Annotated in this window: 13 protein-coding genes; all 13 read left to right on the top strand. The window is 38.2% G+C overall.

Annotated features, from left to right (window positions below):
* The 13 genes from QE429_RS18335 (at window position 1) to murD (ending at window position 15560) form a co-directional block, all read left to right on the top strand.
* Entirely contained in the window at window positions 1-1542 is a 1542-nt protein-coding gene (locus QE429_RS18335; protein ID WP_307289047.1) for an acyl-CoA carboxylase subunit beta, read from the top strand.
* A 114-nt stretch (window positions 1543-1656) separates the two neighbouring features.
* Window positions 1657-2559 (top strand): 2-dehydropantoate 2-reductase, encoded by a 903-nt coding sequence (locus QE429_RS18330; RefSeq protein WP_307289045.1) that lies wholly within the window; start codon window positions 1657-1659, stop codon window positions 2557-2559.
* The gene (locus tag QE429_RS18325; RefSeq protein WP_307289044.1) at window positions 2556-2951 is read left to right on the top strand and encodes a DUF3397 domain-containing protein; all 396 of its coding nucleotides are present in this window, start codon (window positions 2556-2558) and stop codon (window positions 2949-2951) included. The genes QE429_RS18330 and QE429_RS18325 overlap by 4 nt, the downstream gene beginning before the upstream one ends.
* An 86-nt stretch (window positions 2952-3037) precedes the next feature.
* On the top strand, window positions 3038-4672 hold the full coding sequence (gene bshC, locus QE429_RS18320) for a bacillithiol biosynthesis cysteine-adding enzyme BshC (RefSeq protein WP_307289042.1): 1635 nt from the start codon (window positions 3038-3040) through the stop codon (window positions 4670-4672).
* 156 nt (window positions 4673-4828) lie between these two features.
* On the top strand, window positions 4829-5260 hold the full coding sequence (gene mraZ, locus QE429_RS18315) for a division/cell wall cluster transcriptional repressor MraZ (RefSeq protein WP_307289041.1): 432 nt from the start codon (window positions 4829-4831) through the stop codon (window positions 5258-5260).
* 62 nt (window positions 5261-5322) lie between these two features.
* The gene (rsmH, locus tag QE429_RS18310; protein ID WP_307289040.1) at window positions 5323-6261 is read left to right on the top strand and encodes a 16S rRNA (cytosine(1402)-N(4))-methyltransferase RsmH; all 939 of its coding nucleotides are present in this window, start codon (window positions 5323-5325) and stop codon (window positions 6259-6261) included.
* Window positions 6262-6312: 51 nt separating this feature from the next.
* Window positions 6313-6678 carry a cell division protein FtsL gene (gene ftsL / locus QE429_RS18305; RefSeq protein ID WP_307289039.1) on the top strand — a complete coding sequence of 122 codons (366 nt, stop codon included), beginning with the start codon at window positions 6313-6315 and terminating at the stop codon, window positions 6676-6678.
* A complete protein-coding gene (locus QE429_RS18300) occupies window positions 6675-8918 on the top strand; it encodes a penicillin-binding protein (protein WP_307289038.1) in 2244 nt (747 codons plus the stop codon). The genes ftsL and QE429_RS18300 overlap by 4 nt, the downstream gene beginning before the upstream one ends.
* Before the next feature lie 131 nt (window positions 8919-9049).
* Window positions 9050-10969 (top strand): stage V sporulation protein D, encoded by a 1920-nt coding sequence (locus QE429_RS18295; protein WP_307289036.1) that lies wholly within the window; start codon window positions 9050-9052, stop codon window positions 10967-10969.
* A gap of 346 nt (window positions 10970-11315) precedes the next feature.
* Window positions 11316-12776: a UDP-N-acetylmuramoyl-L-alanyl-D-glutamate--2,6-diaminopimelate ligase gene (locus QE429_RS18290; protein WP_307289034.1), complete on the top strand. Its 1461-nt coding sequence runs from the start codon at window positions 11316-11318 to the stop codon at window positions 12774-12776.
* Between the two features lie 2 nt (window positions 12777-12778).
* Complete coding sequence (locus QE429_RS18285) at window positions 12779-13228, top strand: hypothetical protein (protein ID WP_307289032.1); 450 nt, start codon at window positions 12779-12781, stop codon at window positions 13226-13228.
* A 1-nt stretch (window position 13229) separates the two neighbouring features.
* Window positions 13230-14207: a phospho-N-acetylmuramoyl-pentapeptide-transferase gene (gene mraY / locus QE429_RS18280; protein ID WP_307289031.1), complete on the top strand. Its 978-nt coding sequence runs from the start codon at window positions 13230-13232 to the stop codon at window positions 14205-14207.
* On the top strand, window positions 14208-15560 hold the full coding sequence (murD, locus tag QE429_RS18275; RefSeq protein ID WP_307289030.1) for a UDP-N-acetylmuramoyl-L-alanine--D-glutamate ligase: 1353 nt from the start codon (window positions 14208-14210) through the stop codon (window positions 15558-15560).
* Window positions 15561-15568: the final 8 nt, after the last annotated feature.

Raw genomic sequence — 15568 nt, 5'->3', positions numbered from 1 at the left:
ATGGCGACCACTAATATGTTAAATGATCAATTACATGCTAATAGAAAACAAATAGAGGCCGGCGGCCAACCAAAATATCATGAAAAATTAAAATCGCAGAATAAGATGTTTGTGCGCGACCGACTGGCATTGTTATTTGATGAGGGGAAATACGAGGAAGACGGGAAGTTTGCCAATTTTAAAGCGGTTGATCTACCGGCAGACGGTGTGGTTACAGCAATTGGTAAAATTAATGGTCAAACTGTTTGCGTTATGGCTAATGACTCTACGATTAAAGCAGGTTCTTGGGGAGCCAGAACAGTAGAAAAGATTATTCGTATTCAAGAGGTTGCGGAAAAACTGAAAGTGCCATTATTCTATCTTGTTGATTCCGCGGGTGCAAGAATTACGGATCAGTTAGAGATGTTTCCAAACCGTAGAGGAGCAGGGAAAATATTCTATAATCAGGTAAAGCTTTCCGGTATGATTCCACAGGTATGTATCTTGTTTGGTCCCTCGGCTGCTGGAGGAGCGTATATCCCGGCTTTTTGTGATATCGTAATCATGGTTGACCAAAACGCATCTATGTATTTGGGATCACCGCGCATGGCCGAAAAGGTAATTGGAGAAAAAGTAACGCTTGAGGAAATGGGCGGTGCCAGAATGCATTGCTCAGTTAGCGGCTGTGGTGATGTTTTAGCATATAGTGAGGAAGAGGCGATTGAATCAGCTAAAAAATACATTAGCTATTTTCCTTCCAGCTTTAAAGAAAAAACAATGCTGGTAAATGGAGTCGCGCCTAAAGAAGGTCGGGAATTAGAAGCTATTATCCCTGAAAATCAAAATGCTCCTTTTGATATGTATGAATGCATTGATCAATTAATTGACCAAGGTAGTTTTTATGAAGTGAAGAAATTATTTGCTCCGGAATTAATCACAGGGTTAGCGAGAATTAATGGAAGAGCAATTGGAATTATTGCGAACCAACCGAAAGTAAAAGGCGGCGTTTTATTTGTCGACTCTGCTGATAAGGCTGCTAAATTTATTCAGCTTTGTGATGCCTTCCATATTCCATTATTATTCTTAGCAGATGTTCCTGGATTCATGATTGGTACAAAAGTAGAACGGGCAGGTATTATTCGTCACGGAGCTAAATTGATTGCTGCGATGAGTTCGGCGACTGTACCAAAAATTTCTGTTATCGTAAGAAAAGCATATGGTGCCGGGCTTTATGCTATGGCTGGTCCTGCATTTGAACCTGATTGCTGTATCGCTCTTCCAACTGCTCAAATTGCAGTAATGGGCCCTGAAGCAGCAGTTAATGCAGTATATTCAAACAAAATTAATGAAATTGAGGATCCAAAGGAAAAAATTAAGTTCGTTCAGGAAAAACACAAAGAATATAAAGAGCACATTGATATTTACAAGCTGGCTTCAGAATTGATTGTTGATGAGATCGTGGCACCTTCTGAATTAAGGAATGTACTTATCCAGCGCTTTGAATATTATCAGTCAAAAGAATTAAATTTCAGTGTTCGAAAACATCCAGTATATCCAGTATAATTCCAAATCCCTTGTCGTTTCATTGACGATAAGGGTTTTTTTCATAACTGTACTTACAGAAGTTTGGCAAAACCTGATAAAATATGGGTAAAGATGACTAAATGAGGGGATATCATGAAAGTTGGAATAATAGGGGCTGGTTCCATTGGATTATTATTTGCTTCCTATATTAATAAAGTTTTTGATGTAACTATATATACAAGAACAGAAGATCAAGCGTTTCAAATAAATGAAAACGGGATTATGATGCATAAAAATGCTGTGACAACATTGTCAGCGGTCAGGGCCCTTCCTATAGCATCATGGAAGGGAACAGAGGATTTTACCATTGTTACTGTAAAACAATATCAGCTGCCTGCAGTTATTGATGTAATGAAACACCTACCTGCCCTTCCTAACAATATTTTATTCTTACAAAATGGAATGGGTCATTTAAAGCTATTAGAAAAAATTAACGATATTAATCTGTTTGTCGGAACTGTTGAGCATGGTGCTTTAAAGCAAAACGCCTTTACTGTCAGTCATAATGGGGAAGGGGAAACAAATGTAGCGCTTTTTAGAGGTGATCTTTCCTCTCTACAACGCTTTGCATTCGCAGTACCTTCTGATTTTCCAATCAATGTGCAGGAAGATTATTATTCAGTTCTTTTGAATAAATTAATTGTTAATGCAGTGATTAACCCCTTAACTTCAATTCTGCATGTGAAAAATGGAGAATTGGTTCAAAATGAATATTTTTTTCTCACTTTAAAGGCTGTTTTTGATGAAATTTCCTACATTTTAAATCTAGATCATCCAAAAGAACACCTGCAAAGAGTGGTGGAAGTCTGTAAAAAAACTGCAGAGAATCGATCATCCATGTTAAAGGATATCGAGGCGAATAGGTTAACAGAAGTAGATGCCATTCTTGGTTTTATCCTTGGGGAGGCAAACACGCGAAACAAACCGGCTCCTCTATTAGAGAGTATCTATAATTTTATCAAGGGAAAAGAACAAGAAAAGGGGGGAAAATGGTGAGTAGTATTCTGTCCTCTGTGTTAACGGTTCTTTTTGCCTTACCTGTACTAGGTTCTGTTTTGGTCTTTTTGTTTGGAAAAGTAATAACAAAAAATTCACGGAGAGCTGTTCATCTCACACTAGATTACACTACTATTCTATATATTATTTCTGTCCACTTTTTAATTGTAACAATTTTGGGAAAATCTTTGTTTTGGGTAATAATACTTCTCATGATAATGATAGCTATGATGTTTGTATTTGTTCATTGGAAAGTTAAGGAAGAAATAATACTAAAAAAGGTGATGAAGGGCTTTTGGCGATTTAATTTCATTCTGTTTTTCCTAGTGTATATTGCCCTCACTTTTTATGGCTTAATTTCAAGTGCTGTAACTTTTAGCTTTTCAACATAAAATTGAGCGGATGGTTTTTTCAAATGGGGCAGGTAGTGATATACTCGTTAAGAATGAATATCAGTGATCAGAAAGGGAGTACATAAATGGAGATTTTAAATCTCTCTTTACCAGCAACGAATCGGTTTGCTTCTAACTATTTGGAACAATCTGCTGATATCCAGCCTTTTTTTCACTATCGATACAATGATGTAGAGGATGATAAGAAAAGGTTGGACGAACTCAGCAGTAGAATATTCCCTCGCAAAGAGGTAGCTGCACACATAGAATCCTTTATGGAACGCTTTCCAACCTCAGACGCTGTAAAGAAATCAATTGAAAAATTAAGACAAGATGAAAGTGTCGTTGTCATTGGGGGACAACAGGCTGGAATTTTAACAGGTCCACTTTATTCCATCCATAAGGTCATTTCAATTATTAAATTAGCAGAACAAAAAGAACGACAACTAGGGGTTCCGGTAGTCCCTGTTTTTTGGATTGCTGGAGAGGATCATGATTTCCAAGAAGTAAATCATGTCTTTGTGCCTGTTAACCAAAAAATAGATAAGTGGACCTATCCTGAAAAGGTACTCCAAAAGAAAATGGTATCAGATATTGAATTAAATAAGAATGTCTGTTTATCATGGGTACAAAACATCATTGAAAATTTTGGTGAAACTGAACATTCAAATTCACTATTGCAATTTGCCGAAGAACAAATTAATAAATCCCAGAACTTTGTTGATTTTTTTGCAAATATTATTATGGAATTGTTCAAGGATTATGGATTGTTGATTGTTGATTCAGGGAACAAAGACTTTCGATTGATACAAAAGGAGTTTTTGGCTAAGCAATTAGACAATCATGAAACAATCACGTTCTCGGTTCTAGAACATCAAAAGCAAATTGGTAATAAAGGATACCCAATTACCATTGATATCAGTGACCAAGCAGCCAACTTATTTTTTTATGACCAAAAACAAAATGAGCGAATTCTGTTGGAATACAATCGAGAATCGAATCGTTTTGTGGGGAAAAGTGGTGCGGCTTCTTTTTCAAAAGAGGAATTAATGGAGCTTGTGAGTAAAAAACCAGAACAATTAAGCAATAATGTGGTGACTCGTCCCCTTATGCAAGAATGGCTATTTCCAACGATTGCATTTATTGCTGGACCTGGGGAAATCTCCTATTGGGCGGAATTAAAACTTGTCTTTGAGCATTTCCACATTAAGATGCCGCCGATTGTCCCTCGCTTAAATATTACGTTCTTGGATCGGTCAGTAGAAACGGATATCTTTGATTTAAAGCTAAATATTACAGATGTAATTACTAGAGGTACGGGTCAAGAAAAGGAAAGCTTTCTTTCAACCATTAAGGATATGGAGTTAGAAGAAATGTTTGCTAAGGCAAAACTTGACTTAATCGAGCAGTACAAACTAATTGAAGCGAAGACAGAGGAACTTGATCGAGGGCTTCTTCCAATGTTAAACAAAAACGAAGCGTACCTACTGAAAGAAATCAATTTTATGCAGTCAAGACTAGAGGATTCGGTTAAGTTTAGACATAAGGTTATATTAAATAAATATGCTCGCGTGGACCTTGCGTTAAGGCCTGATGGTTTCCCGCAAGAACGGGTTTGGAACATATTTTATTATTTAAATGAATATGGTTTAACGTTTATAAAAGATATCATGGTTGAGGCATTTGAATTTGATGGTCGCCATAAGGTAATAAAAATTTAGAAAAACTTCACTTTTGCGGTGAGGTTTTTCTTTTTTTTGTAAAAAATCCGCTGGATAAAAAAGGATTTCACGGAAATTGGGGCGAATTGTTTAAAAATAGGTGGTGAAAAGTGGGGGAATGTGGTACATTTTTTATAGAAAGTGGGGGTAATGGGTATGTTCATGGGTGAATACCATCACAGCATTGATAATAAAGGCCGTTTAATTGTGCCCTCCAAATTCCGAGATGAACTTGGCGACATGTTTATCATCACTCGTGGATTAGATCAATGTTTATTTGGTTACCCAGTCTCAGAGTGGGGACTTATTGAAGAGAAATTAAAAGGCCTGCCTCTGACAAAAAAAGATGCCCGTGCTTTTACCCGTTTCTTCTTTTCAGGTGCAACAGAGAGTGAACTTGATAAGCAAGGAAGGATTAATATCCCTACACCACTTTTGCAGTATGCAAAGTTGGAAAAAGAATGCGTAATTTTGGGTGTTTCCAATCGAATTGAAATTTGGAGTAAACAGATTTGGGAAGACTATTTTACACAGTCTGAAGAATCTTTTGCGGAAATTGCAGAAAATATGATTGGCTTTGATATATAATGGATAAGTTATATTAATATATTTTCTGTTTGATTTCGTTGATTGGAAAAGGTGGTACGAAAATGTTTGAACATACAACTGTGTTATTAAAAGAAGCTGTAGACGGATTAAATATTAAGTCAGATGGTGTTTATGTTGATTGTACTTTGGGTGGAGCCGGACATAGTTCCCTGATTCTCTCCCGACTCGGAGACAACGGTAAATTGTTTGCATTTGACCAAGACGAAACAGCCATTGCTCATGCGAAAGAAAAATTATCTGAATATGGAAGCCGGCTTGAGATTATAAAGAGCAACTTCTTATACTTAAAAGATGAGCTTGAAAAACAAGGAATTTATAAGGTGGATGGAGTTCTATATGACTTAGGGGTGTCATCTCCACAATTGGACACGCCTGAAAGAGGGTTTAGTTATCATCATGATGCTCCGTTAGATATGAGAATGGACAATGAAGCAGATATTTCAGCTTATGATGTAATCAACCACTGGGCATATGAAGACTTAGTCCGAATCTTCTTCCGCTATGGGGAAGAAAAATTCTCTAAACAAATAGCTCGAAAAATCGAAGCGGCAAGACAAATTAAACCAATTGAAACAACTTTTGAATTAGTTGATTTAATTAAGGAAGGGATCCCTGCTCCTGCAAGAAGAAAAGGGGGACATCCTGCAAAGCGGATTTTTCAAGCAGTAAGAATTGCTGTTAACGATGAATTAGCCGTTTTTGAAAATTCATTAAACCAGGCGATAGATTTGTTAAATCCTGAGGGAAGAATTAGTGTAATTACTTTCCACTCGTTAGAGGACAGGATTTGTAAGGCTGCATTTAAGAAGGCTAGTGAAACACCTAATTTGCCTCCGGGTTTACCAATCATTCCAGATGAATATAAACCAATCTTAAAGCTAGTCTCACGTAAACCCATTCTTCCTTCTGAGGAAGAGTTAGAACAAAATAATAGAGCCCGTTCTGCAAAACTTAGAATCGCAGAAAAGTTAAAAAAATAGGACAGGCAACAGCACATATGCTGGAAAATTAAAAATCTGGAGGGGAAAAGATTGAGTAATCTTGCCAGGAAGTATCAACAACAACAACAAGAGCACGTTGAACAAAATAGCAAAAGTATTGGTGAAATAAAAATAAAAAAATCCTGGCTCACTCCAGGAGAAAAGATCATTGGAGTCGCATTTGCTGGTTTGGTATGTTTCGGTGCAGTTCATCTAATTTCTACCCAATCTAGTATTTATGAAGTCAATAAAGATCTTCAAAATGTTGAAGCAAAAGTAAAGGAACAACAGAAGGTTAACAGCGACTTGCAGGTACAAGTAAGTGAACTTAGTGCATATGACCGAATTTATGAAAAGGCAAAGAAGATGGGACTTGTGCTAAACGAAAATAACGTCAAGGTTGTGCAGGAGAAATGAGTAAGAAACAGCCATATATGAATGCAGGAGCAGCGATATTGTTTGTAATATTCGGCCTGCTCTTTTTTGTATTACTTTTTAGGTATTATTCTATTCAAATTACTGGAGAAGTGGGCGGACAGCCACTTGCTGCAAAGGCACAGCAAAAGTATAACAGGCAGGGGGTTCTGCAAGCTGCCAGGGGAGAAATACTGGATCGAAATGGCGAGGTGATTGCTGAGGATACAGCCGCATATACCTTAATTGCTATTTTAGATAAAAAAATGACGACGAACCCTAAAAAACCACAACATGTTAAAGATCCACATAAAACGGCAAAGGAACTAGCTAAATTTCTTAAAATGGATGAATCTGAAATTTATAGCATTCTTTCTAATGGGATTTCTAAGGGAAGATTCCAAGTGGAATTTGGTAAGGCGGGTAAAGATATAACGCACCAAACGAAGAAAGAAATTGAAGCATTAGAACTACCCGGTATTACTTTTATTCGTGACTCGAAACGGTTCTATCCAAATGGGATGTTTGCTTCACATGTAGTGGGATATGCTGACCGTGTTGAGCAAAAGGATCAAACCTATAAATCAATTGGAAAAATGGGCATCGAGAAAGAATTTGATAAGGTTTTAACCGGTGTTGACGGTAAGATTAATTATGAGAGTGATTTATGGGGTTACTTACTTCCGGACGGGAAAGAGAAAATAACACCAGCACAAAATGGAAATGACGTCTATTTAACGATTGATACAAAAATTCAAACCTTTTTAGAAGATGCAATGAATAAGGTGGCAAAGGACTATAAGCCTAAAAAAATTATTGCAATCGTCGCTGACCCTAAAACAGGAAATATCTTAGCGATGGGCCAGCGACCCTCCTTTCATCCTAAAACAAAAGAAGGTATTGATAAGAGCTGGCATAATGAAGCGGTTGAAACATCGTTTGAACCTGGTTCAACGATGAAAATATTTACGTTAGCAGCCGCAGTGCAAGAGAAAGTATTCAATCCAAATGAGTATTATCAATCGGGTTCTTATCAAGTGACAAAAAAGGATAAAGCTATTCATGACCACAATGGGTCAGGATGGGGAAGCATAACCTATTTGGAAGGCGTACAGCGTTCATCCAATGTTGCCTTCGCAAAAATTGCAAAAGAAAAATTAGGTTTTGAAAGGTTTAGAGAATACCTGACTAAATTTGGATTCGACAAACCGACGGGTATTGAGCTTCCTGATGAAACCTCTGGGAAGATTCAATTTACTTATCCAATTGAAAAAATTACTACGGCTTACGGTCAAGGGACTGCCATCACCCCTATCCAGCAAATACAGGCAGCTACAGCGATTGCTAATGGAGGGAAGATGCTGAAACCACATGTGGTTGAAAAAATAGTCAACCATGATACAGGAGAAACTGTAAAGGAAGTTTCTCCAGAAGTAGTGGGAACTCCGATTTCTACTGAAACCGCAAAAAAGGTCCGCGATTTTCTTGAAACAGTTGTCACGTCTCCAAAAGGAACCGGAGGACGGTACAAAATTGAGGGATATAGTGTAGCAGGTAAAACGGGAACGGCAAATATTCCTGGACCAAATGGCAAGTATCTAAAAGGGGTCAATAGTTACATGTTTTCTTTCCTTGGGATGGCACCAAAGGACGATCCAAAATTAATCGTCTATGTTGCTGTTCAACAACCGGAGCTGGAAGGATTGGAAGCTGGACAAGGAGCAATTCCTGTCTCTGGCATTTTTAATCCGGTAATGCAAAATAGCCTTCACTATCTAAATATTCAACCCTCTGTACTTGAAAAGGCGACAATTAATAAAATGACTGACCTTAAAGGTCAGTCCGTTACAGAAACGGTTAAGGAATTAAAAGAAAAAGGCTATGAAACAGTTGTATTAGGTAACGGCCCTGAAATAGTCGGTCAACTTCCTAAAGCAGGAACAACGATTCTTGAAGGAGAAAAGGTAATTATTCAAACAGATGGTGAATTAACAGCACCAAATATGACGGGATGGTCTTTAAGAGATGTGATGAAGGTGGCAAACATGGCTGGTCTTAAGCTTAACTCAAATGGAAAAGGTTATGTAGCTAAGCAAAGTATCCAACCGAAAGCAGCTCTTAAAGAAGGCGATTTCCTAATAGTAGATTTAAAAACACCTGAAGAACAGTGGAATGAAGAAAAGAAAGTTTCAACGGATGAGAAAGATCAACCGGATGAAACAAAAGAGAAAGTAAAAGATTGAGTAAAGAGGCTGAAAAGTGTTTCAGCCTCTTTTTACGTTGTTTTTTCTTCAAAGGCTTGTTCTATAGAAATGTGTACAAGCATATATATGAACGATAATGGAATGCAGGAAAGAGGAGGATCGTTCATACTATGCGTGTTTCTAATGTAACTGTCCGTAAGAGGCTAATGATTGCACTATTCGTTGGATTTCTGACCTTCTTGATTATTGATGTCAGGCTTGGATATGTACAATTTGTACTAGGGGATATGTTAACCGACCGAGCAAAAGGATCTTGGAGCAGGAACATCCCTTTTGAGCCTGAACGGGGACAAATTGTTGATAGAAATGGTATACCGTTAGCCGCAAATATAAGTGCCCCAACAGTATATGTCATTCCACGGCAGGTGAAGGATCCTGCAACGACTGCTGAAAAGCTGGCAGCGGTATTGAACATGCCGAAAGAAACAGCTTATCGCGAGATTACGAAAAGTGCGTCCTCTGTGAGAATCAAAGAGGGTAGAAAAATTTCTCACGAGAAGGCCAAAGAGATTAGAGCCCTGGGACTTGAAGGTGTATATATTGGGGAAGACTCAAAACGACATTATCCGAATGGCAGCTATCTTTCTCATGTCCTAGGATTTACTGGAGTAGATAACCAAGGGTTAATGGGACTTGAAAAGTACTATGATAAAGAATTAAGCGGTGAACGTGGAGCTGTGAAATTTTATGCGAATGCCAAAGGAGAACGTATGAATAGTATGGCGGATGACTATGAGCATCCGGTTAATGGGCTTGATTTAAAATTAACAATAGATTCAAAAATACAAACCATTGTCGAGAGAGAACTTGATATTGCTGAAGCTAAATATAATCCAGATGGAATCGTAGCGATTGCAATGAATCCAAATAATGGGGAAATCCTTGCGATGTCTAGCAGACCCACATTTGACCCTGCAAATTTCCGCAATGTGCCACAAGAGATTTATAACCGAAATCTCCCAGTCTGGTCAACATATGAACCTGGGTCGACTTTTAAGATTATCACTTTGGCAGCTGCTTTGAACGAAGGGAAAGTGAATCTCGAAAAAGAGCATTTTCATGATTCTGGTTCTGTACAGGTGGCGGGTGCACGGTTGAAGTGTTGGAAAAGGGGCGGCCACGGGGATCAAAGCTTTTTAGAGGTAGTGCAAAACTCTTGTAACCCAGGGTTTGTAGAATTAGGTGAACGCCTGGGTAAGGATAAACTTTTTAAGTATATAAAGGATTTTGGTTTTGGTCAAAAGACTGGAATTGATTTGCAAGGAGAAGGAACAGGTATTTTATTCAACTTAAATCGAGTGGGTCCTGTAGAACAAGCCACCACTGCTTTTGGACAAGGGGTTTCTGTTACTCCTATCCAACAAGTAACCGCTGTTTCCGCAGCGATAAATGGTGGAATATTATATAAGCCGTATATCGCTAAGGAATTAATAGATCCTGTTACCAAAGAAGTTGTAATGAGAAACACGCCTGTTGAAAAGAGAAGAGTTATAACCGAGGAAACATCGAAGGAGATTCGCCATGCTCTTGAAAGTGTTGTTGCACAAGGAACGGGAGGAAAGGCCTTTGTAGAAGGTTACCGTGTTGGTGGTAAGACTGGGACGGCACAAAAGGCTCAAAATGGCCGTTATTTGGAAAATAACTTTATCGTATCATTTATGGGTTTTGCCCCGGCTGATGACCCGCAGATAGTGGTCTATGTAGCGGTGGACAATCCAAAAGGTGTTACCGCATTTGGTGGTACTGTAAGTGCTCCAATTGTAGGGGCGATTATGAAGGATAGTTTAAGTGCAATGGGGATAGAACCACGAAAAGATCAAATTGAAAAAGAAATTAAGTGGCCAGATACACCTTTATTGAAATTACCTGATTTTGTAGGTCTTACAAAAGGTGAACTCCAAGAGCAAATGATTAACTTAAGAATCGATGCTAGTGGTGAAGGGGATGTAGTTGTAAGACAATCCCCGAGTCCAGGAACAAAAGTTAAGGAAGGATCAAAAATTAGATTGTACTTTGGTAAAGGGGAATAAGAAAAGCGGAAGCGACTTGATCAGCCCCGACAGGCAAATGTTCTTCTGCAAAAAAAAGTCGCTCTTTGACTTTTATTGCAGAAGGTTATTTGATCCGAGGGGCTAGGCGCAGGAGCTAGACAGTCCTCAAAGTTAAATTTAAACTTTCGTTTCATGTGAAAATAAGTAAATAGTCATCCTTATGGGCGGTCGGAATATATTCCGCCGCCTAATTTTTTTAAAACCTACATAACAAATAGCAAAATAAAATAATTTAATGTAAAATAAGATGGAACTTTCGCTAGTAGTCTCACTGAGGTAAATACTGGCATTAAGTATGTACTGTCATGAGAGGATTTGAGGTAAAATGAAACTACAAGAGCTGCTAAAGTGTTTGCACCCTATTGTTCCCTATAAGGGGGAAAACCCGGAAATTACATCAATTGAAAATGACAATCGGAAGGTGCAAAAAGGGAGCTTATTTATTTGCATTAAGGGCTACACAGTTGATGGCCATGATTTTGCTGGATCTGCAGTGGAAAATGGGGCTGTCGCAGTATTAGCTGAACGCCCATTAAATATTGATGTTCCTGTTATCTTAGTTCAGGATACTATTAGGGCAATGGCTGTTGTTGCAGATGCTTATTATAGCCAGCCAACGAAAAAGCTACACTTAATTGGAATTACAGGCACAAATGGGAAAACAACCACCAGTCATTTGATTGAAAAAATATTTGCTGATGCAGGTAAGAAAACAGGTCTGATAGGTACAATGTATACGAAAATTGCGGATCAGATTTTGGAGACGAAAAATACTACTCCTGAAAGTTTGACATTGCAAAAGACGTTTCATCAAATGGTAGAAGCCAAGGTGGATTTAGCCGTAATGGAGGTTTCTTCACATGCCCTTGACATGGGGAGAGTACATGGCTGTGATTATGATGTTGCCGTGTTCACCAACCTATCGCAAGATCATTTAGATTATCACCAGACGATGGAAGAATACCAGAGGGCTAAGAGTTTATTGTTTGCACAATTAGGAAATACATTTGACCTAAATAAGCCTAAATTTGCAGTATTAAATTCAGATGACCCTGCATCAGATATGTACAAAAGGTCAACAGCTGCACATGTTGTTACATACGGAATTGATCAGCAAGCTGATATTCAAGCTCAAAACATACAAATGACGCCAAAGGGGACTACATTTACCCTTGTAATGGGGGAATACAGCTATCCAGTTCAAATGCAACTGATTGGGAAATTCAGTGTTTATAATGTACTGGCAAGTATTGCTGCAGCTTCAGTATCAGGGATCGGGATGAAAGATATCATACGTTCAATTGAAGAGGTTCAGGGTGTTGCAGGAAGGTTTGAATTGGTTAATGCTGGACAGGATTTTACAGTTATTGTTGATTATGCGCACACTCCAGATAGCCTTGAAAATGTGTTAAAGACGATTCAGCACTTTGCAAGTAAAAGGGTTTTCGTTGTTGTCGGCTGTGGAGGAGATCGAGACCGAACGAAACGGCCACTAATGGCACAAATTGCATGCAAATGGGCTACAAATCCAATCTTTACTTCAGACAATCCACGAAGTGAAGATCCGAACGCTATTTTAACAGAAATGGAAGCAGGCGTGGCGGGGGAATCCTATCAAGTCATTCCTGATAGAAAGGAAGCCATTTTTACAGCTGTGAAACATGCTGAAACTGGAGATATCATTTTAATTGCCGGAAAAGGACATGAAACCTATCAGATAGTTGGAAACGTAGTTCACGATTTTGACGATAGGTTGATTGCTCGGGAAGCAATCGAGGGGAGATAGGTATGTATTTAGCTTTAAAAGACTTAACCCAATTGTTTTCTGAAAGACAAGGTATACAGGATGATATGTTGTTTCATACCCTGGCTGATCAATCAGACGTGGCACAACCTAGAGGATTGTTTGTACATTTAAATGAAAATTCTGGTTCGTTATCAGAAGCGATTACTAATGGTGCGATTGCAGCTGTTTGGGATTCTGAAAAGGAGATACCATACTATACGCCCAATCATTTCCCAATATTTATTACAAACGATCCTATTTTGGCAATCCAAAGCATTTTAAATCTTTATAAAGAAAAACTAGATGGAGAAACAGACAAGATTATGGATATAACCAACATCAAATTATCAAATAAAAAACTTCTTAATAAAAATCAAGTGTCATATGATATAGCTGTGATGTTAAAAAAAATCACGGACCATTCTGATAACCATTCTGAAAGGAGGGGATAAAATGAAGGAGCAAGTTATATTTTTCACAATCGTAATGGGATTCCTCATCTCAGTTTTACTTTCTCCTATTTTTATTCCCTTCTTAAGAAGGTTGAAATTTGGACAAAGCATTAGGGAAGAAGGTCCTAAATCGCACCAAAAAAAATCAGGAACTCCAACAATGGGTGGAGTAATGATTTTGTTTTCTATTATCATTACAACATTGGTTATGATTGGGAAGTTTTCTGATCAAATTTCTACGACTACTTTTTTATTACTATTCGTTACTTTTGGTTTTGGACTGCTTGGCTTCTTAGATGATTTTATCAAAGTGGTTTTAAAACGAAATTTAGGATTAACTTCAAAGCAAAAATTGTTAGGTCAGATTATTATTTCTGTTGTTTTTTATCTTATCTTTAAACATACTGGACAATCTACGGTAATCACACTGCCATTTGGAGATTTTTCTTTTGATTTGGGTTGGACTTATGTTTTGCTTATTCTTTTCTGGCTTGTTGGATTCTCCAATGCAGTCAATCTAACAGATGGACTAGATGGCTTGGTTTCAGGAACTGCGGCAATTGCATTTGGTGCATTTGCTGTATTGGCTTGGAATCAAAATAACTTTGAAATTGCCGTATTTTCAGTGGCTGTAGTCGGTGCTGTCCTAGGGTTCCTAGTTTTTAATGCACATCCTGCGAAGGTTTTTATGGGGGATACTGGATCCTTGGCGCTTGGTGGCGCGATTGCTGCGATAGCTATTTTAACTAAACTTGAAATTTTGTTAATTATCATCGGTGGTGTGTTTGTTATAGAAACACTCTCAGTAATTTTGCAAGTAATTTCGTTTAAGACCACAGGGAAACGAATTTTCCGTATGAGCCCTCTACATCATCATTATGAATTAGTTGGGTGGTCTGAATGGCGAGTTGTTGTTACTTTTTGGAGTGTGGGATTAATTTTTGCAGTACTTGGAATCTATATAGAGGTGTGGTTGTAATTGAAACAGATCGAAACTTATCGTCATAAAAAAATTCTAGTTCTTGGTTTAGCAAAGAGCGGTGTAACCGCTGCTGCACTCCTTCATAAGCTTGGTGCATTCGTTACAGTTAATGATAAAAAACCACTTTCAGAAAATCCAGAGGCACAAGGATTACTAGAGCAAGGGATAAAAGTAATTTGTGGTGATCATCCTATTGAACTCCTTGATGAGGGGTTCGAACTACTCGTAAAAAACCCTGGTATTCCTTATCACAATCCAATGATTGAAGGGGCGATCGAAAAGGGGATTCCTGTCATTACTGAAGTTGAGTTAGCATACCAAATTTCCGAGGCGCCATTTGTAGGCATCACAGGAACGAACGGTAAAACAACTACGACAACGCTAGTTTATGAAATGCTAAATGTAGGGAAAAAAGCTCCGTTAATTGCTGGGAACATTGGAACTGTTGCTTCAGGTGTGGCGCAGTCGGCAACCGAAGAAAATACAATTGTGATTGAACTATCATCCTTCCAGCTAATGGGGATAGATACATTTACACCGTCCATTGCAATCATTACAAATCTATACGATGCCCATTTAGATTATCATGGGACTAGAAAAGAGTATATCGAGGCAAAAGCTAATATTACCAAAAACCAAACCGAATTAGACTATTTAATTGTTAATGCGGATCAAGAAGATACGATGGAAATCGCTCGTCATTCAAAAGCTAGTATTGTTCCTTTTTCTACAAAAAAGAAGCTGACTAATGGTGCATACATGGATGAAGGCTGGATCGTGTTTAATGGTGAAAAGGTAATGGAAATAGAAGAAATTGCATTACCTGGAGTACATAATCTTGAAAATATCCTTTCTGCTATGGCAGCTGCCAAGCTATCGGGTGTAGACAATAAGGCTATTCAAGAAGTACTGCGAACCTTTACAGGAGTTAAACATCGTCTGCAATATGTGACTGAACTGAATGGTAGAAAATTTTATAACGACTCAAAAGCGACCAATATTTTAGCAACTGTTAATGCCCTTGCCGCATTTGATGCCCCAATTATTCTTCTTGCTGGGGGACTTGACCGTGGTAATGAATTTGACGAACTTCTTCCGTATTTGAAGAACGTGAAAACAATGATTACCTTTGGCCAAACGGCGCCTAAAATGGAACGAGTAGCAAAAGAGGCTGGAATAAAAACAATAAAGCGTGTCGATAATGTTGACAAGGCAGTGCCTGAAGCTTATCGATACTCTGAATCTGGTGACGTAATATTGTTATCCCCAGCGTGTGCTAGCTGGGATCAATATAAAACTTTTGAAGTCAGGGGAGACATTTTTATCGAAGCGGTGCATAAGCTTAAGTAAGGGCTTGT

This window comes from Bacillus sp. SORGH_AS_0510, assembly GCF_030818775.1.
In the GTDB taxonomy this organism is placed as follows: Bacteria; Bacillota; Bacilli; order Bacillales; family Cytobacillaceae; genus Neobacillus.
Note: the sequence above shows the minus strand (reverse complement) of the source record. Positions and strands in the feature narration are given on the sequence as shown.